Annotated in this window: 17 protein-coding genes and 2 pseudogenes; 4 read left to right on the top strand and 15 right to left on the bottom strand. The window is 54.1% G+C overall.

The features are described from left to right. Window positions 1-231: 231 nt before the first annotated feature. Complete coding sequence (locus PPTH39_RS21590) at window positions 232-816, top strand: hypothetical protein (RefSeq protein ID WP_095023646.1); 585 nt, start codon at window positions 232-234, stop codon at window positions 814-816. A 224-nt stretch (window positions 817-1,040) separates the two neighbouring features. On the opposite strand, the gene PPTH39_RS21585 is transcribed toward PPTH39_RS21590, so the two are convergent. From PPTH39_RS21585 to PPTH39_RS21565, 5 genes and pseudogenes are all read right to left on the bottom strand, one after another. Further along, window positions 1,041-1,835, bottom strand: coding sequence for a DNA adenine methylase (locus tag PPTH39_RS21585; protein ID WP_130872444.1), 795 nt, complete (start codon window positions 1,833-1,835; stop codon window positions 1,041-1,043). A gap of 150 nt (window positions 1,836-1,985) precedes the next feature. After that, window positions 1,986-2,378 (bottom strand): annotated as a pseudogene (locus tag PPTH39_RS21580) (lysis protein); the annotation flags it as partial. Between the two features lie 462 nt (window positions 2,379-2,840). Continuing rightward, window positions 2,841-3,155, bottom strand: coding sequence for a type II toxin-antitoxin system RelE/ParE family toxin (locus PPTH39_RS21575; protein ID WP_130872443.1), 315 nt, complete (start codon window positions 3,153-3,155; stop codon window positions 2,841-2,843). After that, complete coding sequence (locus PPTH39_RS21570; RefSeq protein ID WP_130872442.1) at window positions 3,152-3,406, bottom strand: antitoxin; 255 nt, start codon at window positions 3,404-3,406, stop codon at window positions 3,152-3,154. Before PPTH39_RS21570 ends, PPTH39_RS21575 begins: the two co-directional genes overlap by 4 nt. 698 nt (window positions 3,407-4,104) lie before the next feature. After that, window positions 4,105-4,641: a hypothetical protein gene (locus PPTH39_RS21565; protein ID WP_095002910.1), complete on the bottom strand. Its 537-nt coding sequence runs from the start codon at window positions 4,639-4,641 to the stop codon at window positions 4,105-4,107. Window positions 4,642-5,059: 418 nt separating this feature from the next. Here PPTH39_RS21565 and PPTH39_RS21555 point away from each other — a divergent pair, with 418 nt between their 5' ends. Beyond that, window positions 5,060-5,365: a hypothetical protein gene (locus PPTH39_RS21555; protein ID WP_232527680.1), complete on the top strand. Its 306-nt coding sequence runs from the start codon at window positions 5,060-5,062 to the stop codon at window positions 5,363-5,365. A 120-nt stretch (window positions 5,366-5,485) separates the two neighbouring features. On the opposite strand, the gene ykgO is transcribed toward PPTH39_RS21555, so the two are convergent. Continuing rightward, window positions 5,486-5,641: a type B 50S ribosomal protein L36 gene (gene ykgO / locus PPTH39_RS21550; protein WP_095020762.1), complete on the bottom strand. Its 156-nt coding sequence runs from the start codon at window positions 5,639-5,641 to the stop codon at window positions 5,486-5,488. Window positions 5,642-5,833: 192 nt separating this feature from the next. Between ykgO and PPTH39_RS21545 the strand changes: the two are divergent. After that, window positions 5,834-6,532, top strand: a pseudogene (locus PPTH39_RS21545) (tyrosine-type recombinase/integrase); the annotation flags it as partial. A 288-nt stretch (window positions 6,533-6,820) separates the two neighbouring features. On the opposite strand, the gene PPTH39_RS21540 reads toward PPTH39_RS21545, so the two are convergent. Beyond that, complete coding sequence (locus PPTH39_RS21540) at window positions 6,821-7,105, bottom strand: hypothetical protein (protein ID WP_130872441.1); 285 nt, start codon at window positions 7,103-7,105, stop codon at window positions 6,821-6,823. 638 nt (window positions 7,106-7,743) lie between these two features. Next, window positions 7,744-8,724, bottom strand: coding sequence for an IS5 family transposase (locus PPTH39_RS21535; RefSeq protein ID WP_106117533.1), 981 nt, complete (start codon window positions 8,722-8,724; stop codon window positions 7,744-7,746). A gap of 284 nt (window positions 8,725-9,008) precedes the next feature. On the opposite strand from PPTH39_RS21535, the gene PPTH39_RS23920 reads away from it, so the two are divergent. Next, a complete protein-coding gene (locus tag PPTH39_RS23920; RefSeq protein WP_130872440.1) occupies window positions 9,009-9,299 on the top strand; it encodes a DUF3892 domain-containing protein in 291 nt (96 codons plus the stop codon). Window positions 9,300-9,558: 259 nt separating this feature from the next. On the opposite strand, the gene PPTH39_RS21520 is transcribed toward PPTH39_RS23920, so the two are convergent. From PPTH39_RS21520 to PPTH39_RS21490, 7 genes are all read right to left on the bottom strand, one after another. Further along, on the bottom strand, window positions 9,559-9,903 hold the full coding sequence (locus PPTH39_RS21520; protein WP_130872438.1) for a hypothetical protein: 345 nt from the start codon (window positions 9,901-9,903) through the stop codon (window positions 9,559-9,561). Window positions 9,904-9,929: 26 nt separating this feature from the next. After that, entirely contained in the window at window positions 9,930-10,535 is a 606-nt protein-coding gene (locus tag PPTH39_RS21515; RefSeq protein ID WP_130872437.1) for a glycoside hydrolase family 19 protein, read from the bottom strand. A gap of 69 nt (window positions 10,536-10,604) precedes the next feature. Next, window positions 10,605-12,302 (bottom strand): SGNH/GDSL hydrolase family protein, encoded by a 1,698-nt coding sequence (locus PPTH39_RS21510; RefSeq protein ID WP_165446543.1) that lies wholly within the window; start codon window positions 12,300-12,302, stop codon window positions 10,605-10,607. A gap of 200 nt (window positions 12,303-12,502) precedes the next feature. Continuing rightward, a complete protein-coding gene (locus PPTH39_RS21505; RefSeq protein WP_165446542.1) occupies window positions 12,503-14,458 on the bottom strand; it encodes a GDSL-type esterase/lipase family protein in 1,956 nt (651 codons plus the stop codon). A gap of 280 nt (window positions 14,459-14,738) precedes the next feature. Further along, complete coding sequence (locus PPTH39_RS21500) at window positions 14,739-15,203, bottom strand: hypothetical protein (RefSeq protein WP_130872434.1); 465 nt, start codon at window positions 15,201-15,203, stop codon at window positions 14,739-14,741. Between the two features lie 28 nt (window positions 15,204-15,231). Beyond that, complete coding sequence (locus tag PPTH39_RS21495) at window positions 15,232-18,261, bottom strand: host specificity factor TipJ family phage tail protein (RefSeq protein WP_130872433.1); 3,030 nt, start codon at window positions 18,259-18,261, stop codon at window positions 15,232-15,234. Next, window positions 18,239-18,637 (bottom strand): hypothetical protein, encoded by a 399-nt coding sequence (locus PPTH39_RS21490; RefSeq protein WP_130872432.1) that lies wholly within the window; start codon window positions 18,635-18,637, stop codon window positions 18,239-18,241. Before PPTH39_RS21490 ends, PPTH39_RS21495 begins: the two co-directional genes overlap by 23 nt. Window positions 18,638-18,641 lie beyond the last annotated feature (4 nt).

The following is an 18,641-nucleotide window of genomic DNA, read 5'->3' as shown; positions in this document are numbered from 1 at the left end:
TATGTCGGTAAACCCGAGCGTATCATATGTGTCGAGCAATAGACGTTATGGCTGAATTCTCGCTGGGGCTTTCCGATTTTCCAAGATCGTATTCCGACTGTCCGGGCGCCCTTGCTACCATAACGTCGTTCCATAAGCGAAGCACTACAATCCTAATTTAGCATTGCAGATGCCTGCTTTTTTGCGTGTGTGATATTGTCTGTAGCATCTCCACAAGGACAATAATCGAACATGCTGCTTTATCATTTCACCCGTGCTGGTGCTATCAACGACATTCTCAAAAACGGAATTCTCCCTGGTAAGGTTCCATGTCAAGAGAACGGCAAACCGAAGCTTGTCTCCCTAACATCAAGGCTTGACCCGAGCGGACATGGATTGATAACCGGACAATTGCTTTACGAGCAGACGTCTCCAGAGTTCCAATTCATGGCCAGCGTTTATCCTCAACTGATCACAGGTCAATCGCCCAATAGACAGTTGCAACTATTCGACCAGACAGAGGTAGTTGTAGAGCTGGACATTAGCGATACAGATCCAAATTTATTGGACTACAACAGCTTTATTAATCTAATACTGACGCAGATGAACTACTCGAAAATACATAAAAACCTTTTCAAAGCAGCTATTCTGGTCAGCACTCGGTATCCATTAGGTCATGATCATATAGCAACCAAGAAATATGATAAGGAAGTACGAGATGTTCAATATTCAGGTGCCATCTCCGACCCTGGCTGGTTCCTCTATGATGGAACAATTTCGCCCAATATGATTAAGTGCATCAGGACTCGGGACAATCAGACCGGAAAATATATTTGATCACGGTCATGTAAAAATTAAATTTTCTACTAGCCGATCAATAAAATCTATAGAAGTCGGCAAGATATTGGCGAGAGCCTCTCTGATCAGGGCATCGATCAATTTTGAGTGAGCGTTGGTTTTTCGGACAAGCACGACTTTAGAGTTGGTTCAATCCTAGGCGATTGCAGATTTAGGTAAATAGTAGCTTTAGGGCGGTTACAGCCAACCACCCTAAAGCTTTACTAAAATAGCCCCCCCAAAGCCTCCTGCTCCCAATTCATCACAATCAACTCTCCCGTCACCTCAGCCTTCCCCTGCCGCTGATTCGTGGTCGTGTACCTGATCTCGGTTGTCTCAAAATGAAACCCCTCAAACACTCGCCGAATGTCCGGATGGTCGTTGATGCTGACCATCACCTTACCTTTGCAGCGACGCATAAAATCAGCCATGCGCTCGTAGTTTTCAAAAGGGAAGTCCACACCGTAACCAGCGGTCTGCCAGTAAGGCGGGTCCATGTAATGGAAGGTATGCGGCCGGTCGTAGCGCTCTGCGCACTCAAGCCAGGGCAGGTTTTCAACGTAAGTGCCGGCCAGGCGCTGCCAGGCTGCAGACAGGTTTTCTTCAATGCGCAGCAGGTTGATTGCAGGAGCTGTAGTTGCGGTACCAAAGACCTGTCCTGTGATCTTGCCACCGGAGGCATGGTGCTGCAGGTAGAAGAATCGGACCGCACGCTGGATGTCGGTCACGCTTGCCGGGCGGGTCATTTTTTGCCACTCGAAAATCTGCCGTGAGCTAAGGGCCCACTTAAATTGCCTCACGAATTCTTCCAAGTGGTTCTGCACCACGCGGTACAGGGTCACCAGGTCACCGTTGATGTCGTTTAGCACTTCGCAAGGCGCGGCCTGAGGGCGCAGGAAGTACAGCGCCCCGCCGCCGGCGAAGACTTCGACGTAACATTCGTGGGGTGGGAACAGGGGGATAAGGCGGTCGGCCAGGCGGCGTTTGCCGCCCATCCAAGGGATGATGGGTGAAGACATAATGCGCAAGACCTTTGCTGTATGGATAAACAGGTGTTAGGCTCGCTCCGTTTTGTGCACGAAGCAGGAGCCTTGACTGGGCTTGCAGGGCTAATCTGCGGGTTTGGTGGCCGGGTTGGATGTTGATGCATCCAGTTTCGACCGCTCCTTTTACTTTGTGCCTGATACTTCTTTGGCATAGGCCTGACAGGCCTGCAGCGCGATCAGTCCTTGATCGCCGTCGCCGGTGATTCCGATAATTCGTTGAGCATGCGCTGGGTCAAGTCGGGCTCTATGGGCGCCATAAACCATGCCGCTGGTGCAGGTGGTGGTTTGCACTGCGTCACAACCAGTTGCGGCGGTGGCGTCGAGTTGGACTGACAGCCGCAGGTCAGCAGTGGCAAGGCGATCACGCAGACGTGCCTGTTTGGTTTTCTCATCGGTCAGGGCTCGGTAATGGGATTGGTCACTGGCTGCCAGCCATTGCTCCAGGGCGAGGCGCTTGCCCTGCTCTGCCAGAATTTGTGCGGAGTTGGCATTGGCCAGATCGGTGCGTTCGGTTTCGGGAGGATCTGCAGCAGTTGCTGCGCTGTGATGGGCATGAGTTTCTTTAGATAATAAAAAACCCGCACTCGGCGGGTTTCTTTGAATCGGTGCAGGTATTTACTGTGGCTGGATACCTTTGATTTTCTCCAGGCGCATTGGATAGCCATTGGCTGGCTGAACCACAGTTTCGCTTTCAACCGTTTGAATGATCTTGCCGTCGGCATCTTTCGTCACTGAAATAGTCTTGCTATAGGTGCTCTGCACCACGCAGCCATTCATCAACAATGCCGCAAAAACTGGATGCCCTTCACTTGGTACTTCCTTACCTGGATAATTTCGGCGCCGACTGTAGCAGGCTTTATGCCATCATTTCCAACGACATGGGCTGAAGTCTTGCTTCGCTGGAAGGCATGCCTATCTCGAGACAAAAAAATCCCGCACTTGGCGGGTTCGGTACTGCAGTTTCATTTCAGCAAGACATCACTTGTTCAGCCGTTCTGCCAGTCGCGTCATCAGGTCCATGCGTTCATGCAATATCGCCACGATCAAAGCAGGTCCACCTTCACGCGGCAGGGCAAATGCGTAATGGTGTTCGCAGTGAGCCATCAGCAACGTCGGGTAGAGGTCGCTCATGTCCCTGTTCGCGCCTTGACGGGCCGCAAGGCGCGCGATCCCGCGTTCCAGTCTGCCGATATACACACGCACCTGCTGGTCATTCCACTGTTGGCGCGTGTAGCGGATGATCCCGCGCAAGTCGGCTTCAGCCTCAAGCGTGAGAACGTAGGCACCGCTCAAGCCCGGCTTTCCCCGGACAGTTCTTCGTCGAGGATGTCACCAATGCTCCTGTCTGAAACCTTGCCCGCCAGGCCATCATTGATGCGGGCGGTCAGTACGCCTCTGAGCTCTTGCCATGCCGGATCATTGTCAACATTGCCCGGAAACAGGCGCTCGATGGCGTATTGCTTGATCGTCTTGCCCTGCAAGGCGGCCAACGCTTTCAGGCTCTGATGCTGCTGCTCGGATATGTCGATGGTCAGGCGGCTCATGTGGCAACTCCATACGTGATCTACGCCCTGATCTTCGCACAAATGTGGGAATGTGGGTCATCGACTGGACGACCGGGACTTCTCCCAGGCTAGCTTGGGCGTAATGGCCGCATGTTTGAATCGGGATAGCCCTTTGCATCCAGTTTCCAGGCTCGAATCTGAGTACGGTAGTCGCGCCACAAGCGCTCCGTACCCGCACCTGCTCGCCATCCTCGATGGCCTCCAACTGCTCATCCACAAACTTACGCTCCTGCTCGATCCACTGAACTTCGACAGCAATCAAAGGCGCCAACCGCGTCCTGCGCGAAGATCACCCCCTGCGCCATAACTGATGATGCGTATACCCCATGTGATCAACATGCCATCTGCAAACTTTATAAAGCTGCCGCTGGCATTCGTCCCTTAATCAATAATCGCTCTGCTCGCCACGGAACCCACAACAGCTGCAAACGCTGCGCTTTTAAGCGCTGCTGCCTTGTCGTATAGCTCCCGCGTCATAAAGTTAATCTTCTGATTGGCCACACGCGGTGGGTCACCGGGAGGAGATTTACCTGCGCATTCAGGCAGAGCGCGAGACGCATAGCGCAGCCTGAACGGAAAGCATCACTGCAGGCCGCTCGCTGAGCAGGTTGGAGGGAATGAAAGCTGTGGAAAGTCTACGGTGAAATGTCAGCCATCATAGAAAAGGTTTACCAGGCTCACGGACTAGAATTAGTGAGCTGAACATAAATACAAAAACCTGCAAGCAGCGCCCAAAAAATTACAAATAGCCATGGTGTCCTCATAGAGAACATTAGCGATTTGCGATACCCCTGCTGACTCGATTCTTTTTCGTTAAATAAGGGTGAGTCATCATAGGCCTCCCCCATAACCGGGTCACTTCGCAATAAGTGACTTTGTTTGAAATGCCAATGATCAATGATGACATACGAGGCCCTAAACCCAGGCCAGGCATGCAATGAGCTAAATATTCCTAGGATGGCCATCAAGGTTGGTACAACCAAGGTAAAAAGCTCGCCCCATCTGGGATTGAGGTTCGCCATTGAAGAGGCAAACGCAATAACCAAGAACGATTGGGCCGTTAAATATGCGTTCGTTCTATTCGAGAGCAAACTTGTTTCATAGTGAATTTCTCTCCGATAGAAATCTAGACGATCTTTAGGAGTGCCAAATAGAAAAACGTCTGAGGGCGACTCCTGATGAAGCCGGATTTCCTCAGTAATGATCTTAGTCACAGCACGCCTCCGATGGACTGAATGACTTTAGAAGCTCTCCCCTTCAAAGGGTTCATTAAATTTCAGCGCATAAATACTAAATCCTAGCCAACTTCAAAAACTCATTTCACCCCCATGAATGTCAGCGAAAGAAGTGAAGATGAATAATCCACAGCTCTGCAGGCGACCATGACCCCAAGTCAACGCGCTTACTATGATGTAGCGCTCGCAATAAACCAGCGCCGCAATATGTTCGTCGCGCTTCGCCTGGGCTTGACGGCGCCACCCCACCGAAGAACGCCCCGCGCTACCGGGTAGAGCCAGTGAGTGGCGAGTTCTTCCACATCGTCGATACCGGTACCGGCAAGGTGAAAGGCTTTCGCCGCGAGCATAACGATGCCTGTGCTTTCGCACGTAAACTCGAACAGGAGCCGCTGCCATGACTGACTTTCTGGATACCGTCGAAGGCCCGGACTTGCTTTACGATGCCATCAACAGCCTGATCTGCGGCGACACCGTCACGGCGCCGCGCCCCTTCGGTAAACAGGTGACATTGGTGACACCACAATCACTATACGAAGCACTGGCCGAACACCTCGGCGCACAAGAACACATCGCCCCTCTGCTGACCGACAACCGCGAATATCCGATCGAGCAGATGATTTGCGAAATCGTTGCCGGTGGACGCTGCATACACGGCTCTGGACCCAGCCAAGTCCAGGCAACACCCTACAGCCCTGCATGATCTTGCCGAGTCACTGATTCGTCCCCGAGCCAATGAGTACGGCCAGGCCCGCGCCGAGGAACTGGCGACAGACCTTGCTGCCGACCGGGCGGATCAACGCAAAGCCGACGTTGCGTAAGGTCAGCCCTTGCCTTTGTTCTTGTTCTTCGCTGCGCCCTGGCGAGCCTTGAATTTCGGATTGGTTTTGCAGATCACATAAATACGGCCACGGCGCTTAACGATCTGGCAGTCACGGTGACGATTTTTCGCTTCTTTGAGTGAGGACAGCACTTTCATCGGTGAGGCTCCTTGCGGTGAGTTGAAACGTAATAACATATCTTAAATACGAATGATAATGTTTAGCAACTCATATTTCCCCTACCCCTTCTTGATGCTGCGTAGATCGCGGCAAGGATTTTGTCGTGTCCATGAATATGCGGATCTGGGATCAAGTCGATAAGACCGATACCCGGTGCACAAAAGCTGCTTTGGCTGGACAGCGTGCCCATGCTGACAAAACTGGAAGAGAAGAAATCGAGCCGCAAGCCCTACCCCATGTCCTGGGAAGAGCAGTCGATTCTTTTTGGCGAGTTGCCCGCCCACTTGCAGACGATGGCCTTGTTCAAGGTGAACACGGGCTGTCGCGAGCAGGAGGTTTGCACATTGAAGTGGGATTGGGAGATTGCGGGAGCGGAACTGGGCACCAGTGTGTTTCTGATACCGGCCGATTTTGGCGGCCGGCATGAGCGGTCGGGAGTGAAGAATGGTGATGAGCGTCTGGTGGTGCTCAACACCGTGGCCATATCGATCATTGAGAAGCAGCGCGGTATCAGCAAGGAATGGGTATTCCCCTACAACGGCTCCGCAATGCACCGGATGAATGACTCAGCCTGGAAGAAGGCGCGAGTGAGAGCGGCGAAACTCTGGCAGGAGAAAAACCTTCGCCCCGCTCACCCTGGCTATCAGTCGATCAGGATTCACGACTTGAAACACACGTTTGGCCGACGGCTTCGGGCAGCAGGCGTAACCGAGGAAGACCGCAAGGCATTGCTCGGGCACAAGAGCGGTAGCATCACCAGTCACTACTCCGGCGCCGAGCTGGGGCAACTGATTGAGGCTGCAAATATGGTATCAGCAACCGACTCACGAGGTCCGGTTCTGACAATTTTGAAGAGGAGGCAGGGATGAAAAGCGGAAAAGCCCCGAAAATCTCCCGAAAATGAAAAAGGCCAATGTCGGGGACATTGGCCTAAGTCATTGAAGAATATGGTCGGGACGGAGTGATTCGAACACTCGACCCCTAGCACCCCATTCAAGCTGGACTTACTCAGCGCCAGTAAATACGGGACTCCAGCAACCGGCGCTCGCTGCAACGACGCCCAACGCTGCTGGATACCGAGTAACGATGTCACTCGGAAAGTCACTGGGGGTTTTCTCAACTCTCCCGACGTTCTGCCGGGAAAACAACCCAGTTGGCTATTGGATTAATCCAAACCTAAAAATTACGACAGCAGCAACAACAGCAATTAAAATCCCCAGACCTAAAGCCCATAGCTGCCCCATGGCAAAATTCAGCGCTTTCCTCAAGCTGGAGATTGGGACTGGCGGTAACGGTGGACTCTGCGAAATTACGCTTGCGCCTGCTTTACAGTCTGTCGCCACCACATCTTTAACATTCTCACCAGAAAGTAATGTTTCAGAAGTAGTCTGGCAGCGCTCAAGCTTTATTTCGCTTGAATCCCTGAGGTCAAACATTGCCATGAGCAGCTCTCCGAACCAAGACTGCAAGCAATGTCAGACGATTAATCCCACCTCGATCATCATGCGAGAGGTTTGTCACCTTAAGCCCCCTCACTCGTTCGCCATAAACAGCCGTGCGTGTCTCGCAATACACATTTTTCACTTTGACATCTTCGGAGTCAAAAATTTCAAATCCATTGTCCGGCCCAAATATTTTCGTGCCCGTGATTTCTACATCTCGACAGTTAGTTATGCGTATTACCACAGCCGTAACCTCCATTTTTAGAATGATGGCTTAAAGGTATCACCTAATGCTGATATAGGAGAAAACCATAATCAGACCTCAGATCCTTTTCCCGCCACACTCGCAATACTCACAGCGATCGCAGATCCACAAGCCTAGGCCAATGGCCGCCATGGTTGGTGAATAAGTCAAAATGTTGCTCGCTCACCGCTCGCCATCCAGTGAGCGAATCTTCCGCAAAATGTTTCATCATAAAGCACTGTGCAAAAAAACAGCTTTAGTGCCCGTTAAGGATGCTCCGATCAACTTGCTGCGCGGCGGCCGCAAGTCGTAATTTGCACGGCACGCAGCGCTATTTGCTCAAAACGACCTGATGCAGTGTTCATCGAGGGCGTTTTTCGCCCGGTTTTCCATGTTAAGCGCGCAACTCGCCCATACCCATCAGTTGTTTTCGAGCCATCCACAGGTTCGACAGGGCGAACAATGTGGTCAACTGAGCCGTGTTTTTCATCAGCCCACGAAAGCGCACTTTCACGTACCCAAATTGGCATTTGATCACCCGAAACGGATGTTCGACCTTGGCCCGTGTCTGGGCTTTGCAGTACTCAATCTTGCGCTTGGCCTTGTAGAGCACGCTGCGTTTATTCAACTTGGAATAGGTGCTGCGGCGCGCCGCGATTTGCCAGATCACTTCACGATTTTCATGCTCTTCACGCTTCTCAACGCCGGTGTATCCGGCGTCTGCATACACTGCATTTTCTTCGCCATGCAAAAGCTCGGCGACCTGTGTGACATCGGCGACGTTGGCGGCGGTGCCGTGGACGTGATGAACCAAGCCGGACTCGACATCAGCGCCAATATGGGCCTTCATTCCGAAGAAATACTGGTTACCTTTTTTGGTCTGATGCATCTCGGGGTCGCGCTTTCCCTCTTCGTTTTTAGTCGAACTGGGAGCATGAATAATGGTGGCATCGACGATAGTGCCCTGACGCAGAGACATGCCTTTGCCCTGCAAATAACCATTGATGACCGCGAGGATTGCAGGTGCAAGCTGATGCTTTTCCAATAAGTGCCGGAAATTCATGATCGTGGTGTCTTCAGGTATCGGGGCGCTCAAGGTCAAACGTGCAAACTGGCGCATGGGCGTGATTTCGTAGAGCGTTTCTTCCATGGTCGGATCGCTCAGGGAAAACCAATTCTGCAACAGATGAATACGCAGCATGGTTTCCAGAGGATAGGGTTTTCTGCCGCCACCGGCCTTGGGGTAGAACGGCTCGATCAGGCCCAGCAGACCCGTCCAGGGCACGACCTGATCCATCTCGGCGAGGAAGCGTTCGCGGCGTGTCTGCTTGCGCTTGCCGGCGTATTCGAAATCGGAAAAGCTCATCTGGCTCATAGGCGGCTCGGATCAGGTGGTCAGGCGTATTTCAGCACATTTGAAAACTTGTTCGGAGATTCCCTAAACACGCTTAAATAAAGACCTCTCAGTAGGCTCCCAGAGCCCATAGATCTCGATCTATGCCGCACTGGGTTCCTACCGAGCAAGAAAATCCCCACAGACATAACCTTTTCCCTCATGGGCACCTAGCAGCTAGAGCGATATTTTCTGCCTAGCATTGCAATGTCCTTGAAAGCTCCCCACCTTAATAGAGGCATATCGCCATCCATGTAGGGTTAAAAATGACTGACTTTTGCATTACTGCTGTTAGATACAGTAAGGAAAAAGAACACATTGAATATGTGCACGTCCGCGAAGAGCTTCCTGGGAAAATTGGTTCTACCAGGACGGTAGAACGAGCATTTGTCGCTGATCTCATTCGATTGGATAAGGCTACCTTTCAAACAAGAGTCCAAAACGCTGACGGCCGTTGGGCCATGGGGGCTCGCGTGCACCTCTTCGAAAATACTTTCCTTACTACAAACAAGAACAGTTCCAGGGGAGACAATTTAGGAGCCCTGCCTGAGTTCTGACACGTCTAACGACAGCTACCCACGGCGGCAAGCAGCTCGCGTTCGTACCCGACCCGCTGCCGTCGCTCAGCAAGCAACGCTCTTACCTTCATTTCCAGTGAATCGACTTTCTTTAAACCGATTACAGCCCAAGCTGGAACCGCTACTTCCTGAGTTTTGCAAGGGACTGACACCGGCACCTCAATACGGATAATTCGTACCTCAGGCTCTCCGTTAGCGCACCCTGCAATTACGACCACCAACACCATCAGCAGCCACTTCATAAGCCAAGTTCCTGATCAATGATCGATGCTGCAGCTTCAGCTGGATCACCACCAGTTCGCTCCTGCAGCAATTTATTGGCTGCCGCGTAGTCTGGCTGGGCCTCTTCCTTGGCTTTAGCTATGACCATTGCCGCACTCCGCTCCCGCAGCTCACCAGCCAGAACTAGTTCGCTAAGCTTCCTTCCTTGCTCGCCCGCAAGGGTTTCGAGGTTGCCGCGGGCCTGCTTGGCCGTGGTGAGGCCTGCGTTTGCGGTATCAAGCAGCGGTCGGTAGTAACATGCAGCCAGCCAGGCCCCGCCAGCGGCGCCCAACACCAGCAGCAGGGCCAGTGCAAGCCCCATACCTGTCAGTTTCCAAGGCCCCTGCGTCACGCCAATACCTTCAGCGTCCGAGCATACAGCGCCTGACGATCCGCAGCGCCGGTTTGGCCACCATTGATGCGCTGGGTGATTGCGTCGAACTTGCCAGCATCGGCCAGGGTGTTGAGCCCATTGGTTGCCCAGAACCACGCAGCTGACATGCTGGCGTGCTGTGGTTTTTCCAGCAGCTCAGGTTGCGCGATCAAGTCCAGGCCCAGAACCTCACCGCAAGCGCGGTAGTTATTCTTACCGGTGACTTGGATCAGGCCGCGTCCGCGGTACCTCCAGCCGTCGCCGGGGACGGTGTTACCCATACGGTTGCCGTAGGCGATGTTTGCGATCTGCTCGGGCTTGCGTGCGACTGCTTTGGCTAATTCCACATCGAAACGACTTGGCCAGGTTTTACGCAAAACATCAGCGCTGTAGTTCAGGTTCTCCACGAGGCGCGTCAACTGGCCAGACTCGTGGCCAACCTGGGCGATAAAGGCCGCGACTCGCTTCAGCCCAACAATCTGGTACCGGTTCATCGCGGCGTTTAAGACAGGAACAAAAACGCCAGCATCTTGGCCGGCGCTTGGGAATATCTGCAGCAGTTGCTGCACGGTGATGGGCATGGCATTCTCCGGGCGGAAAAAAGCCCACAACGTGTGGGCTTAATTGAATTTACTTGCGGGGTCTAAGTATTAGGATGCGATAGCTTTAGTATCCATTCTTCGCCAAACTGCGCCATCACAGTAGCAATGGAATGCACCATCAGTAAGGTCACTAACCCAAATCAAAGCAGCTGCATTACCGCTTACCGATGGTAAAGTCGACAGAGTGTACGTTGCCGTTTTGAATACGCCGGACATAGTGCCACCGGCAACTTGTAATGTTTCAGCGCGCATCGCCATCTCCCGGGATATCCATGCCCCGGTGGCTGTGCATACACGCATTATTGGGCGATCACCGTTAAGGGGGAGATACCACTGGAATGCTCGGCCATCCCCCTGCTGGAATGGAACAACGAAGCCAGGTTGGGTTGAAGGCTTATTGAGGGTCAAACTGCCAGCGTACCCTGGACCGGCTAAAGACGGATCGTTCAAATCAAGCACTGGTCTGGAAGACAGTGGGACTCCATTTCCAAACGCTCCAAGCTCAGCATTGCACACGGCGTCGATGATAACCCTCGACATCAAGAAGTGCCCAAGATCGTTTGGATGGAGACCATCTGACAAGTAAGGCAGACCAGCTGTTAATGCTGCTCGTGTTACTTCGTAAAAATCAACAAAGTCAACAGCTTTTGAGTGAGCTGCAACACTGATCGCTCCGCGAACGTCATGCATATCGTAGAAGTACGTCGCCCCCACGTCTTGATCGGCCTCGTTTGCGCAAAGAAGAATTGGACGTGCAAGAGGCCTTTGGGTTTGAAGCCAAGATAAAATTGCAAAAAGATTTTCAGTAATTCTACTTGGGCTTGTCGGTTGATTCGTCTGGGCCCTGTCATTAGTACCAAGCATTATGAGCAGATAGCTGTCCGACGTCGTAACAGCACTATCAAGCAAACCAGCCCCTGGAAGCCAGTTCGCTGTACTTCTGCCGATGATTCCATTATTCCGGAAATTCAGCGTCTTATTTATGCGTACTGCTTCTATACGCAGTGTTGATGACAGATTCCCGCGCTTCACTATCTGTACTTTGTGTTTACCAAGACTAAGTAAATGTGTACGGGAGGTTTTAAATGCAGCAGTCCCAGCAGTAGTAAATCTGCCCTGGCTAACGCCATCTACAAATAATTCGTACTCAGCACCATTGCCTAGTTGAGAGTACACAAATGTAAACTCATCTCCGTACATATTCCAGCTAATTGATTTACCGTCAGTAACATAATCAATGTAACGGCGAAGCGTAGCGTTGGTGTTGGCCAGCTCACCTTCAGAGGTTGCGAATGCAGATAGCGTAAAGCTGGGGCTTGATGGCCATAGGTCCAGCGACTTGCTGTAGACGACTTTTCCTGGCTCTGCAGACGTTGGTGCACTCATTCGAAAGAACTGGTCCCCCATCCACTGGTGAAATAAATTCGACCAGCTAGGAGCTGTCATATTGTTTCGTGGATCAGTAAGCGACCCCGTCCGTGGATCTGTAGCGCTTTGACCTGTGGTGGACATACCCCATGTGATGGAGTCGCCAATTTCGTTAACATCGATACGCTGACATAACGAATTTTCGAGGTCGCTACGTAATTGCGCCAACTGTCCGCCGATGACATTCATCTTTCTACGAGGACCTGGCATGTCTGATGTGGCCTGCACCTCCAATACAGAATTTGCCACTGACTCTGAAGCTATCGAGTGGCTTTCAGTACCTGTTGTAGATGAGGGCTTCTGAGCCTGATCTGTCATGTGTTTTTCCTTAATTTTTCTGAGCGCCATCATTTGGCCGCCACATGATAGCCATTTGACACCTCAAAAAAATTATCCATCACATCAACATGCTAGCCATCGCTTGAGAATGGCTGACAGCAAGATTGCAGTCAGCCATGATGCTTGGATCAGGGACGCAGTAAAAATGTCCGCTACTTTCCTCAGCCCTATCACCAGCGCTAAGAAACGCCCAAGTTGTTATCGAACCGTCGCCAAACCCCTCCAGCGCAATAGCAAGGCCTAGGACCATCTACCGTATCGGTCACCATTATGAATCCACCTGTGTTACCAGTGACGGCAGGGAGACTACCTACAGAGTATTGCGCGACTCTGAAGACACCAGACATCGCGCCGCCCGATAGCTGCATAACCTCCGACCTCAAAGCATCCTCCCTTGAGACCCAGGCTCCATTCTGAAGACGCGTTCTTCTCCAGGATCTCGCTCCACTGTACGGGTAGATCAACTGAACGACCCTACCATCGCCCTGGGGACTTACTCGAACCAAAGCGGACTCTACTGAGGGATTATTAAGCGTGACGCTACCTGCGTAGTAATCACCTCTCAAAGATAAGTCGTTCAGATCGTACGCAGGCCTGGACACAGTATTTTGACCAAATCCAAATGTCGCTGAGTCGGCGTTTCGCACGGCATCAGAAATCCCCCTGAACATTAGGTAATGCCCCAAGGCCCCTGGATGAAGAGGGTCAGAATCCGCCAAATAATTAGCCCCTTCAGAAAGCGCCTCGCGGGTGACCTCGTAAAAGTCGACCATATCTATGGATCGAGCAGTTGCCACTGCGCTTATGGCGGATCTGACGCTGTTCATATCGTAAAAGTATGGGCTTTCAGCATCCTGATTAGCCTCATTTGCACAGAGTAAAATCGGATTTGCGAGTGGCCGCTGTGTATTGAGCCAGTTGACGATGCTAAATAGATTTTCGGTAATTCGTGAAGGGCTGGTCGGCTGGTTGGTCTGGGCGCGGTCATTCGTGCCAAGCATCACAAAAACGTATTTGTCGCGGGTCTGCACAGACTCATCAAGCAACCCCTTCCCCGGCAGCCAGTCTGCTGTTGATCGCCCGATGATCCCGTCATTTTTTACTGTGAGAATCTTATTGATGCGAATTGCCTCGGTACGCAAAGCAGTGGATACAGGGCCTCGCTTTGTAATTTTTATCTTGTGACTCCCTACAGCGAAGTTATGACCACGGGAGGCGCGAAACATGGACGTCCCGGAAGTACCGAATACGCCCTGGCTAATACCATCAACAAAAAGCTCGTAGTCAGCTCCGTTTGTTAGCTGGGAATAAACGTAAGTGAAGGAGGCTCCATACATGTCGAATTCGATCGACTTTCCATCTGTTACATAATCGATAAAAGATCTTAATGTTGCGTTTGTATTCGATATCACTCCCTCAGATGTCGCGAAGGCTGATAAGACGAACAGCGGGGATGCGGGCCAGAGATCAACTGACCGGCTATAGCTAACCTCACCTATCCCGGTAGCGGTAGGTGCTGACAGCCTGAAGTAGTTTCTGCCCAGCCATTGGTGAAACAGGTTCAGCCAGCTTGGGCTGGACATGTTGTTTCTGACATCCGCCAACTGTCCAGACCTTGGAGAGGTTGGCGCACTGCCTGGAACAGTCATACCCCAAGTGATTGAGTCGCCCACAAACTTCATAAAAATAGCTTGGCAGAGCGGATCCTCAAGGTCATGCATCAACTGGCTCAGTTGGCCGCCGTTGTAGCAAACCTTTTTGCGTGAGCCGTTGAGGCTGAGCCCCGAAATCAGATCTGTGCCTTTCCATCCGACCATCGAAGCCCCTTTTCCTGGCTCACCCGGATTGCTTAATTCACTCCTGAGATAGTTATCACCATTGGAAACCAGCTTTGCCTCATCCGCCGCAAAAGTGTTGGTGACAAAAGGGATTGACGAATCTTTAGGCCTATAAAGTTCACCGAGATAACGGACCTGCTGTGTTACGCGCGTGATGTTGATCCCGGACGCATAATCAACAGGGGTTTCGTATCCGCTTGAGTTCAGAAAATCAGTGAAATCATTTGCGCGCTTCGCTTGCGAAACATTAAATGTCGTTTCACGGCCAGCCTGATCTGTTGCGTGCTCCTGCTCCATCCCCTTCCACGACTTACGCGATACACCCTTACGGTCTGGGTATGACGGGGAATCCCCAAGCGCCAATAGATCCAAATTCCGAGCGTTATCTGACAAGTCTTTTGGGGAAGTCGATCCGATCGGATTACCAGTATTGTGAGCCATGGGTATATTTCTCGCAGGCGCGCAGACGCCGTCGCAAAAAATGCAGTGCCGTCTGCGCTGTTTAAAAGTTCCCGGCGAGCTGCCGGCGAAAAGATGTAGAGATACAACGGTCAGAACTGGCTGTAACTTCGAAGACTCAGACCTCTGTGTGCTTGGTCCAAGTTCGATTCATGGTTACGTCGAAGATATCCACCATAGCAACGTAGTCCGGAGCTTCGATAACCCACTCCGCACCCAGAATCGGCCGCTTGAACAATTCCAGCTTCGCGGTAAAGCGCCAAAAGCTCTCACCGACCAAAATCGGCCCTTCGTAGATATCAACGAATCGCGCCCTGTGCTCATCCATGCCCAAGGGCGTTTTGAGTGGGCACTGAAACCACAAGCTGCCCGACAGCAGGATGTGTTCAAACCACCCCTCAAATAGCTGAGCTTCGCCGTCATCCATCAACCAGGTAACAGAAGCCACGGTGGGAACCGAGGTAAATCGTCGGCGCTGCCTGGCCCGCCCGCTCTGGAGTTCAGAACGGGCCATCGGGCTTACTGGCTGGAAGCCATAACCGTCACGCTGCGGCTCGGGCAGAAACTCTGGATATGCAATCATTCACTGCCTCTTTATGCCGCTGGTGGGTTCATGTCGGCGCGCTGTTGTCGTACTGATAAACCCGGGCGTCATAGGGCATTCCTTCTACCGTGACGTTGCCGCCGCTGGATGGATTCACGACCGTGACAAGCGTGGGGTAGCTCCAGCGGTTGACAGGGCCAAACAGCAGATGCGGCGGCTCCGGGTCCCAACTGGTATCCGGGTCGAAGTCAAGGCTGTTTACGCTTACCCGGTAGTCATCGACGTGGGCAGCAGGCCACGGCCCTGAGAGCGTGCCGTCCTGCCTGCGCAACGCAATCACATGCGGCCCGCCGGCGGACCAATCAAATGGCTCGGTGCTTTCAAGTGCGATCCCACCAGGTACTGCCTCAACGCTGAGCAAAATCGAACTCTGGCCATACCCCGGCACATCGTCGGCAACCGCCGCGTAGCTCATGTAACCGGAGTTGAGCGCGTCGAGTTCGGTTTCCCAGCGATAGGTGTCATTGCGGAATTTCTGGTGCCCACGGCGGCGCATACCGATACGCCAAGCGCGGGTGCGATCGGATATGCCCGGCACCTTGACCTTCTCGACCTTGTTGCCCAGGTCACCGGGCCAGCGGCATTCGACGGTTTCCCATGCCCAGGTGATCGAGCTGAAGTACTCGACATCAACCCCGTCAAAGTCGTCGCTCGATGGGAACACCAATTGGCGCTTGAGGCCCTTGGTCATGTTTTGCGGCGTGTACATATGCTCGAACTGCGTGCGCGGTTCGTCGCGCACCGGCAGCAGCAGCCCGCGGTTGATGGTCAGCTCGGAGAACCCGGCAGCCAGCGCGTCGTTCATCGCGTCCTTGACCGTACTGGCGTCATCAATCGTCATGTCGAAAGTGTCGCCGCGAGCGCGGTAGACCTCGTGCAGTCGGTCGAGCTCGGGCAGATCTAGGTCGGCATCTGTGTAGCCGGCCGACTTGGCGATGTAGAGGAACCACGGCACGATATCCCGCGTCGGTGTCTCCACGGCCCAGGCACCGCCCGAGCGCACCGGCAGCACCCGGGTAGCCTCGACACTGACCAGGCTTTCAGATTGCGCCGAGAGCCGGTCACCGTTGCGCACGCGCACGGCAATAACGGTCATATCGTTGTAGCGCGTCGGCGCGCCCATCATCTTGCCGCGCAGGCCGTACCACATGACGTCATCCATCACCTCGCCCGAGTTGACCCCGCCCACCTTGGGCATGCGCTTGATGCGGCACTCTGGGCGCATGGGATAGGGCAAGGTCTGGCGATAGGTGAAGCCCTGGGCATCCATCGAGTTGCCGGTGACGGACTGGGGCAGCACCGTCCAGGCGCCTGACGTGGCCATGTCCCGATACTCAAACTGATGACCGGAGGAAACGGCGTACTGGTCGCCCTTCTTGCCATTGCCGATCAGGCCGCCGGTGAAAAACACGTCCCACTCGATCTCGGTGACCAGCTCGCCTTCAGGGCACGCGGCAAACGAGCCGCGATAGCCGCCCTCAAGGTTTGACGAGTCCAGTTCAATGCGGCCGTGGATCGTCTCCTGCAGGCTGAACCCGGGCCAGTCTTCGTCGATATCGCCGCTGGACGTCAGGCGCTCTACCGTGAGAGTGCCGACAGCCGTAGTAATGATGCGATAGCGCAGGCCACGCGGGCCGATGGTGGCCAGGCCCTCCCCCATTGCCAGGCCGTTGACCGGCTGGCCGCTGTCGTAGTTGAGGGTCATCTCGGCGCGGCGCTCTGGGGTGCCGCTGCTTGTCGCGGCGCCCTTTACGCTGGCCGGGCTTGAGCCGAGCACGCTTGAGCCGCCTGACGCGGCCAGGGCCAGCCCGGTGAAGGGCGAAAGCTCTGTGATCCGCAGGCGCCCGGATGAGGCGCTCGCAACGAACGGCGCCGATCCTTTTGCCGCATTGAAGGCCGCGACCAGCCCCGCCAAGTCGATTACATCACTGGCCAGCTCGACCGAGTACGGCGTCGTGCCGAGGCGCACGGTAAATGTCAGCGGCGTGACGTCGAAGTCATAACGAGACGGCGCCGCGCTGGCAGTGAGCGTTGAGGCCGTGCCCGCGCTTGGCGGAATGGCCGGGGAATACGGGGTGTACGAGTGCACCACATAGTTGCCCGCGTTTTCTCCGTTGACCTCGATCAGCATGCCCGGGTACGGCGCAAGCATGGCCAGGTCGCCGGTGATGATGTCCCGTCCCTCACCGCCATCAATCACGGTGTAGGGGTAAGGCGACAGCACGTTGATCAGCAGACTGCTGGTCCAGTCCTCCGGGAATGAGCCGGAGCCTGTCGGGATCGAGATGCTGTAGCCGTTGAATTGCAGCACGGACGCGGTGACAAAGCGGGTCAGGGTTGTGGAGACGGTCAACTGTAAACCGGCCGAGCCGTTGGCACTGGCGCCCACTTCCGGCGCGCTGTGCCACCACTGAGCAGCCGTCTCGCCGGATAGGTCATCGCCCGAGTTGTACAGAGTGAATTGCGCATCGGCGCCCAGGCTGATCAGCGGCGTTTCGCCCACCTTCACCTTGTTGAGCGGGATCTGGTACTTGCCCTTGCCGACATACAGCAGCATTTCCACCCACTGCGCCCGACGGTCAACAAAGCGGCGCACGGACGGCGTCAGGTAGCTCGGATACACGCGCTGGTGGCCGGCAATTTCTCGGATCAGGTCGCCCAGTTTTACCTTGTTGCCCTTAGCCGAGACTTCATCAAGGCCCTTGCCCTGCCCCATGGTTGCTGTACCGGGGATCACCGCCATATTGCGCGACATGACCACAGCCACGAGGATGGCCGCGATCACTGCCGCGACGGCGGCCACCACACCTTTTGGTTCAACGCGCACTTCGACGTCATCGGCCGGCGCAAACTCAAACTCGGCCCAGCAGTACGCCTCGATGAGCTCGCCATTGACGGTGATGCTCACCGGCGGCGCCTCACGGGGTTCGTAGCTGGGCGCGATGGTTTTCAGCCAGGCAGCAAGGGTCATACGCCGGCTGGTTTTGTGCACCTCAAGGGCCGCACCGTCGAGCTTATTGGGGAATACGCTGATCACGGTAATAAATGACCTTCAGGTAAGTGGCTTCAAACTGCCGCAGGTACAGGCAGCGCGGGCCCGAGTTGGGGTTGGTTTCCAGCACCGCCAGCCGGCCGTCGATATCGACCACCACACCCACATGGATGCAGAGGTCACCGCGCAGCACCGCCGCGATCGCGCCGGACTCAGGCTCGCAAACTTCCATCACCCCCGAGAGTTCGCGGAAGGCTTTGGTGCAGGCCTTGGGGTTGTGACGCCCTACGCCGCCCAGGCTGGGCAGCAGCGGCAAACCGAACAGCTCGTGACGCACAGCAATGCAGAGCCCCCAGCAATCGAACGCAGCTGGGCCCCGCCCGCCGTCCACATAGGGCGCGAGTAAGAATTTGTTGAGCATGGGT

Source organism: Pseudomonas bubulae, assembly GCF_900618535.1.
Classification (GTDB): Bacteria; Pseudomonadota; Gammaproteobacteria; order Pseudomonadales; family Pseudomonadaceae; genus Aquipseudomonas; species Aquipseudomonas bubulae.
The sequence above is the reverse complement of the archived record's forward strand: the minus strand, read 5'-3'. Positions and strand labels throughout refer to the sequence as shown.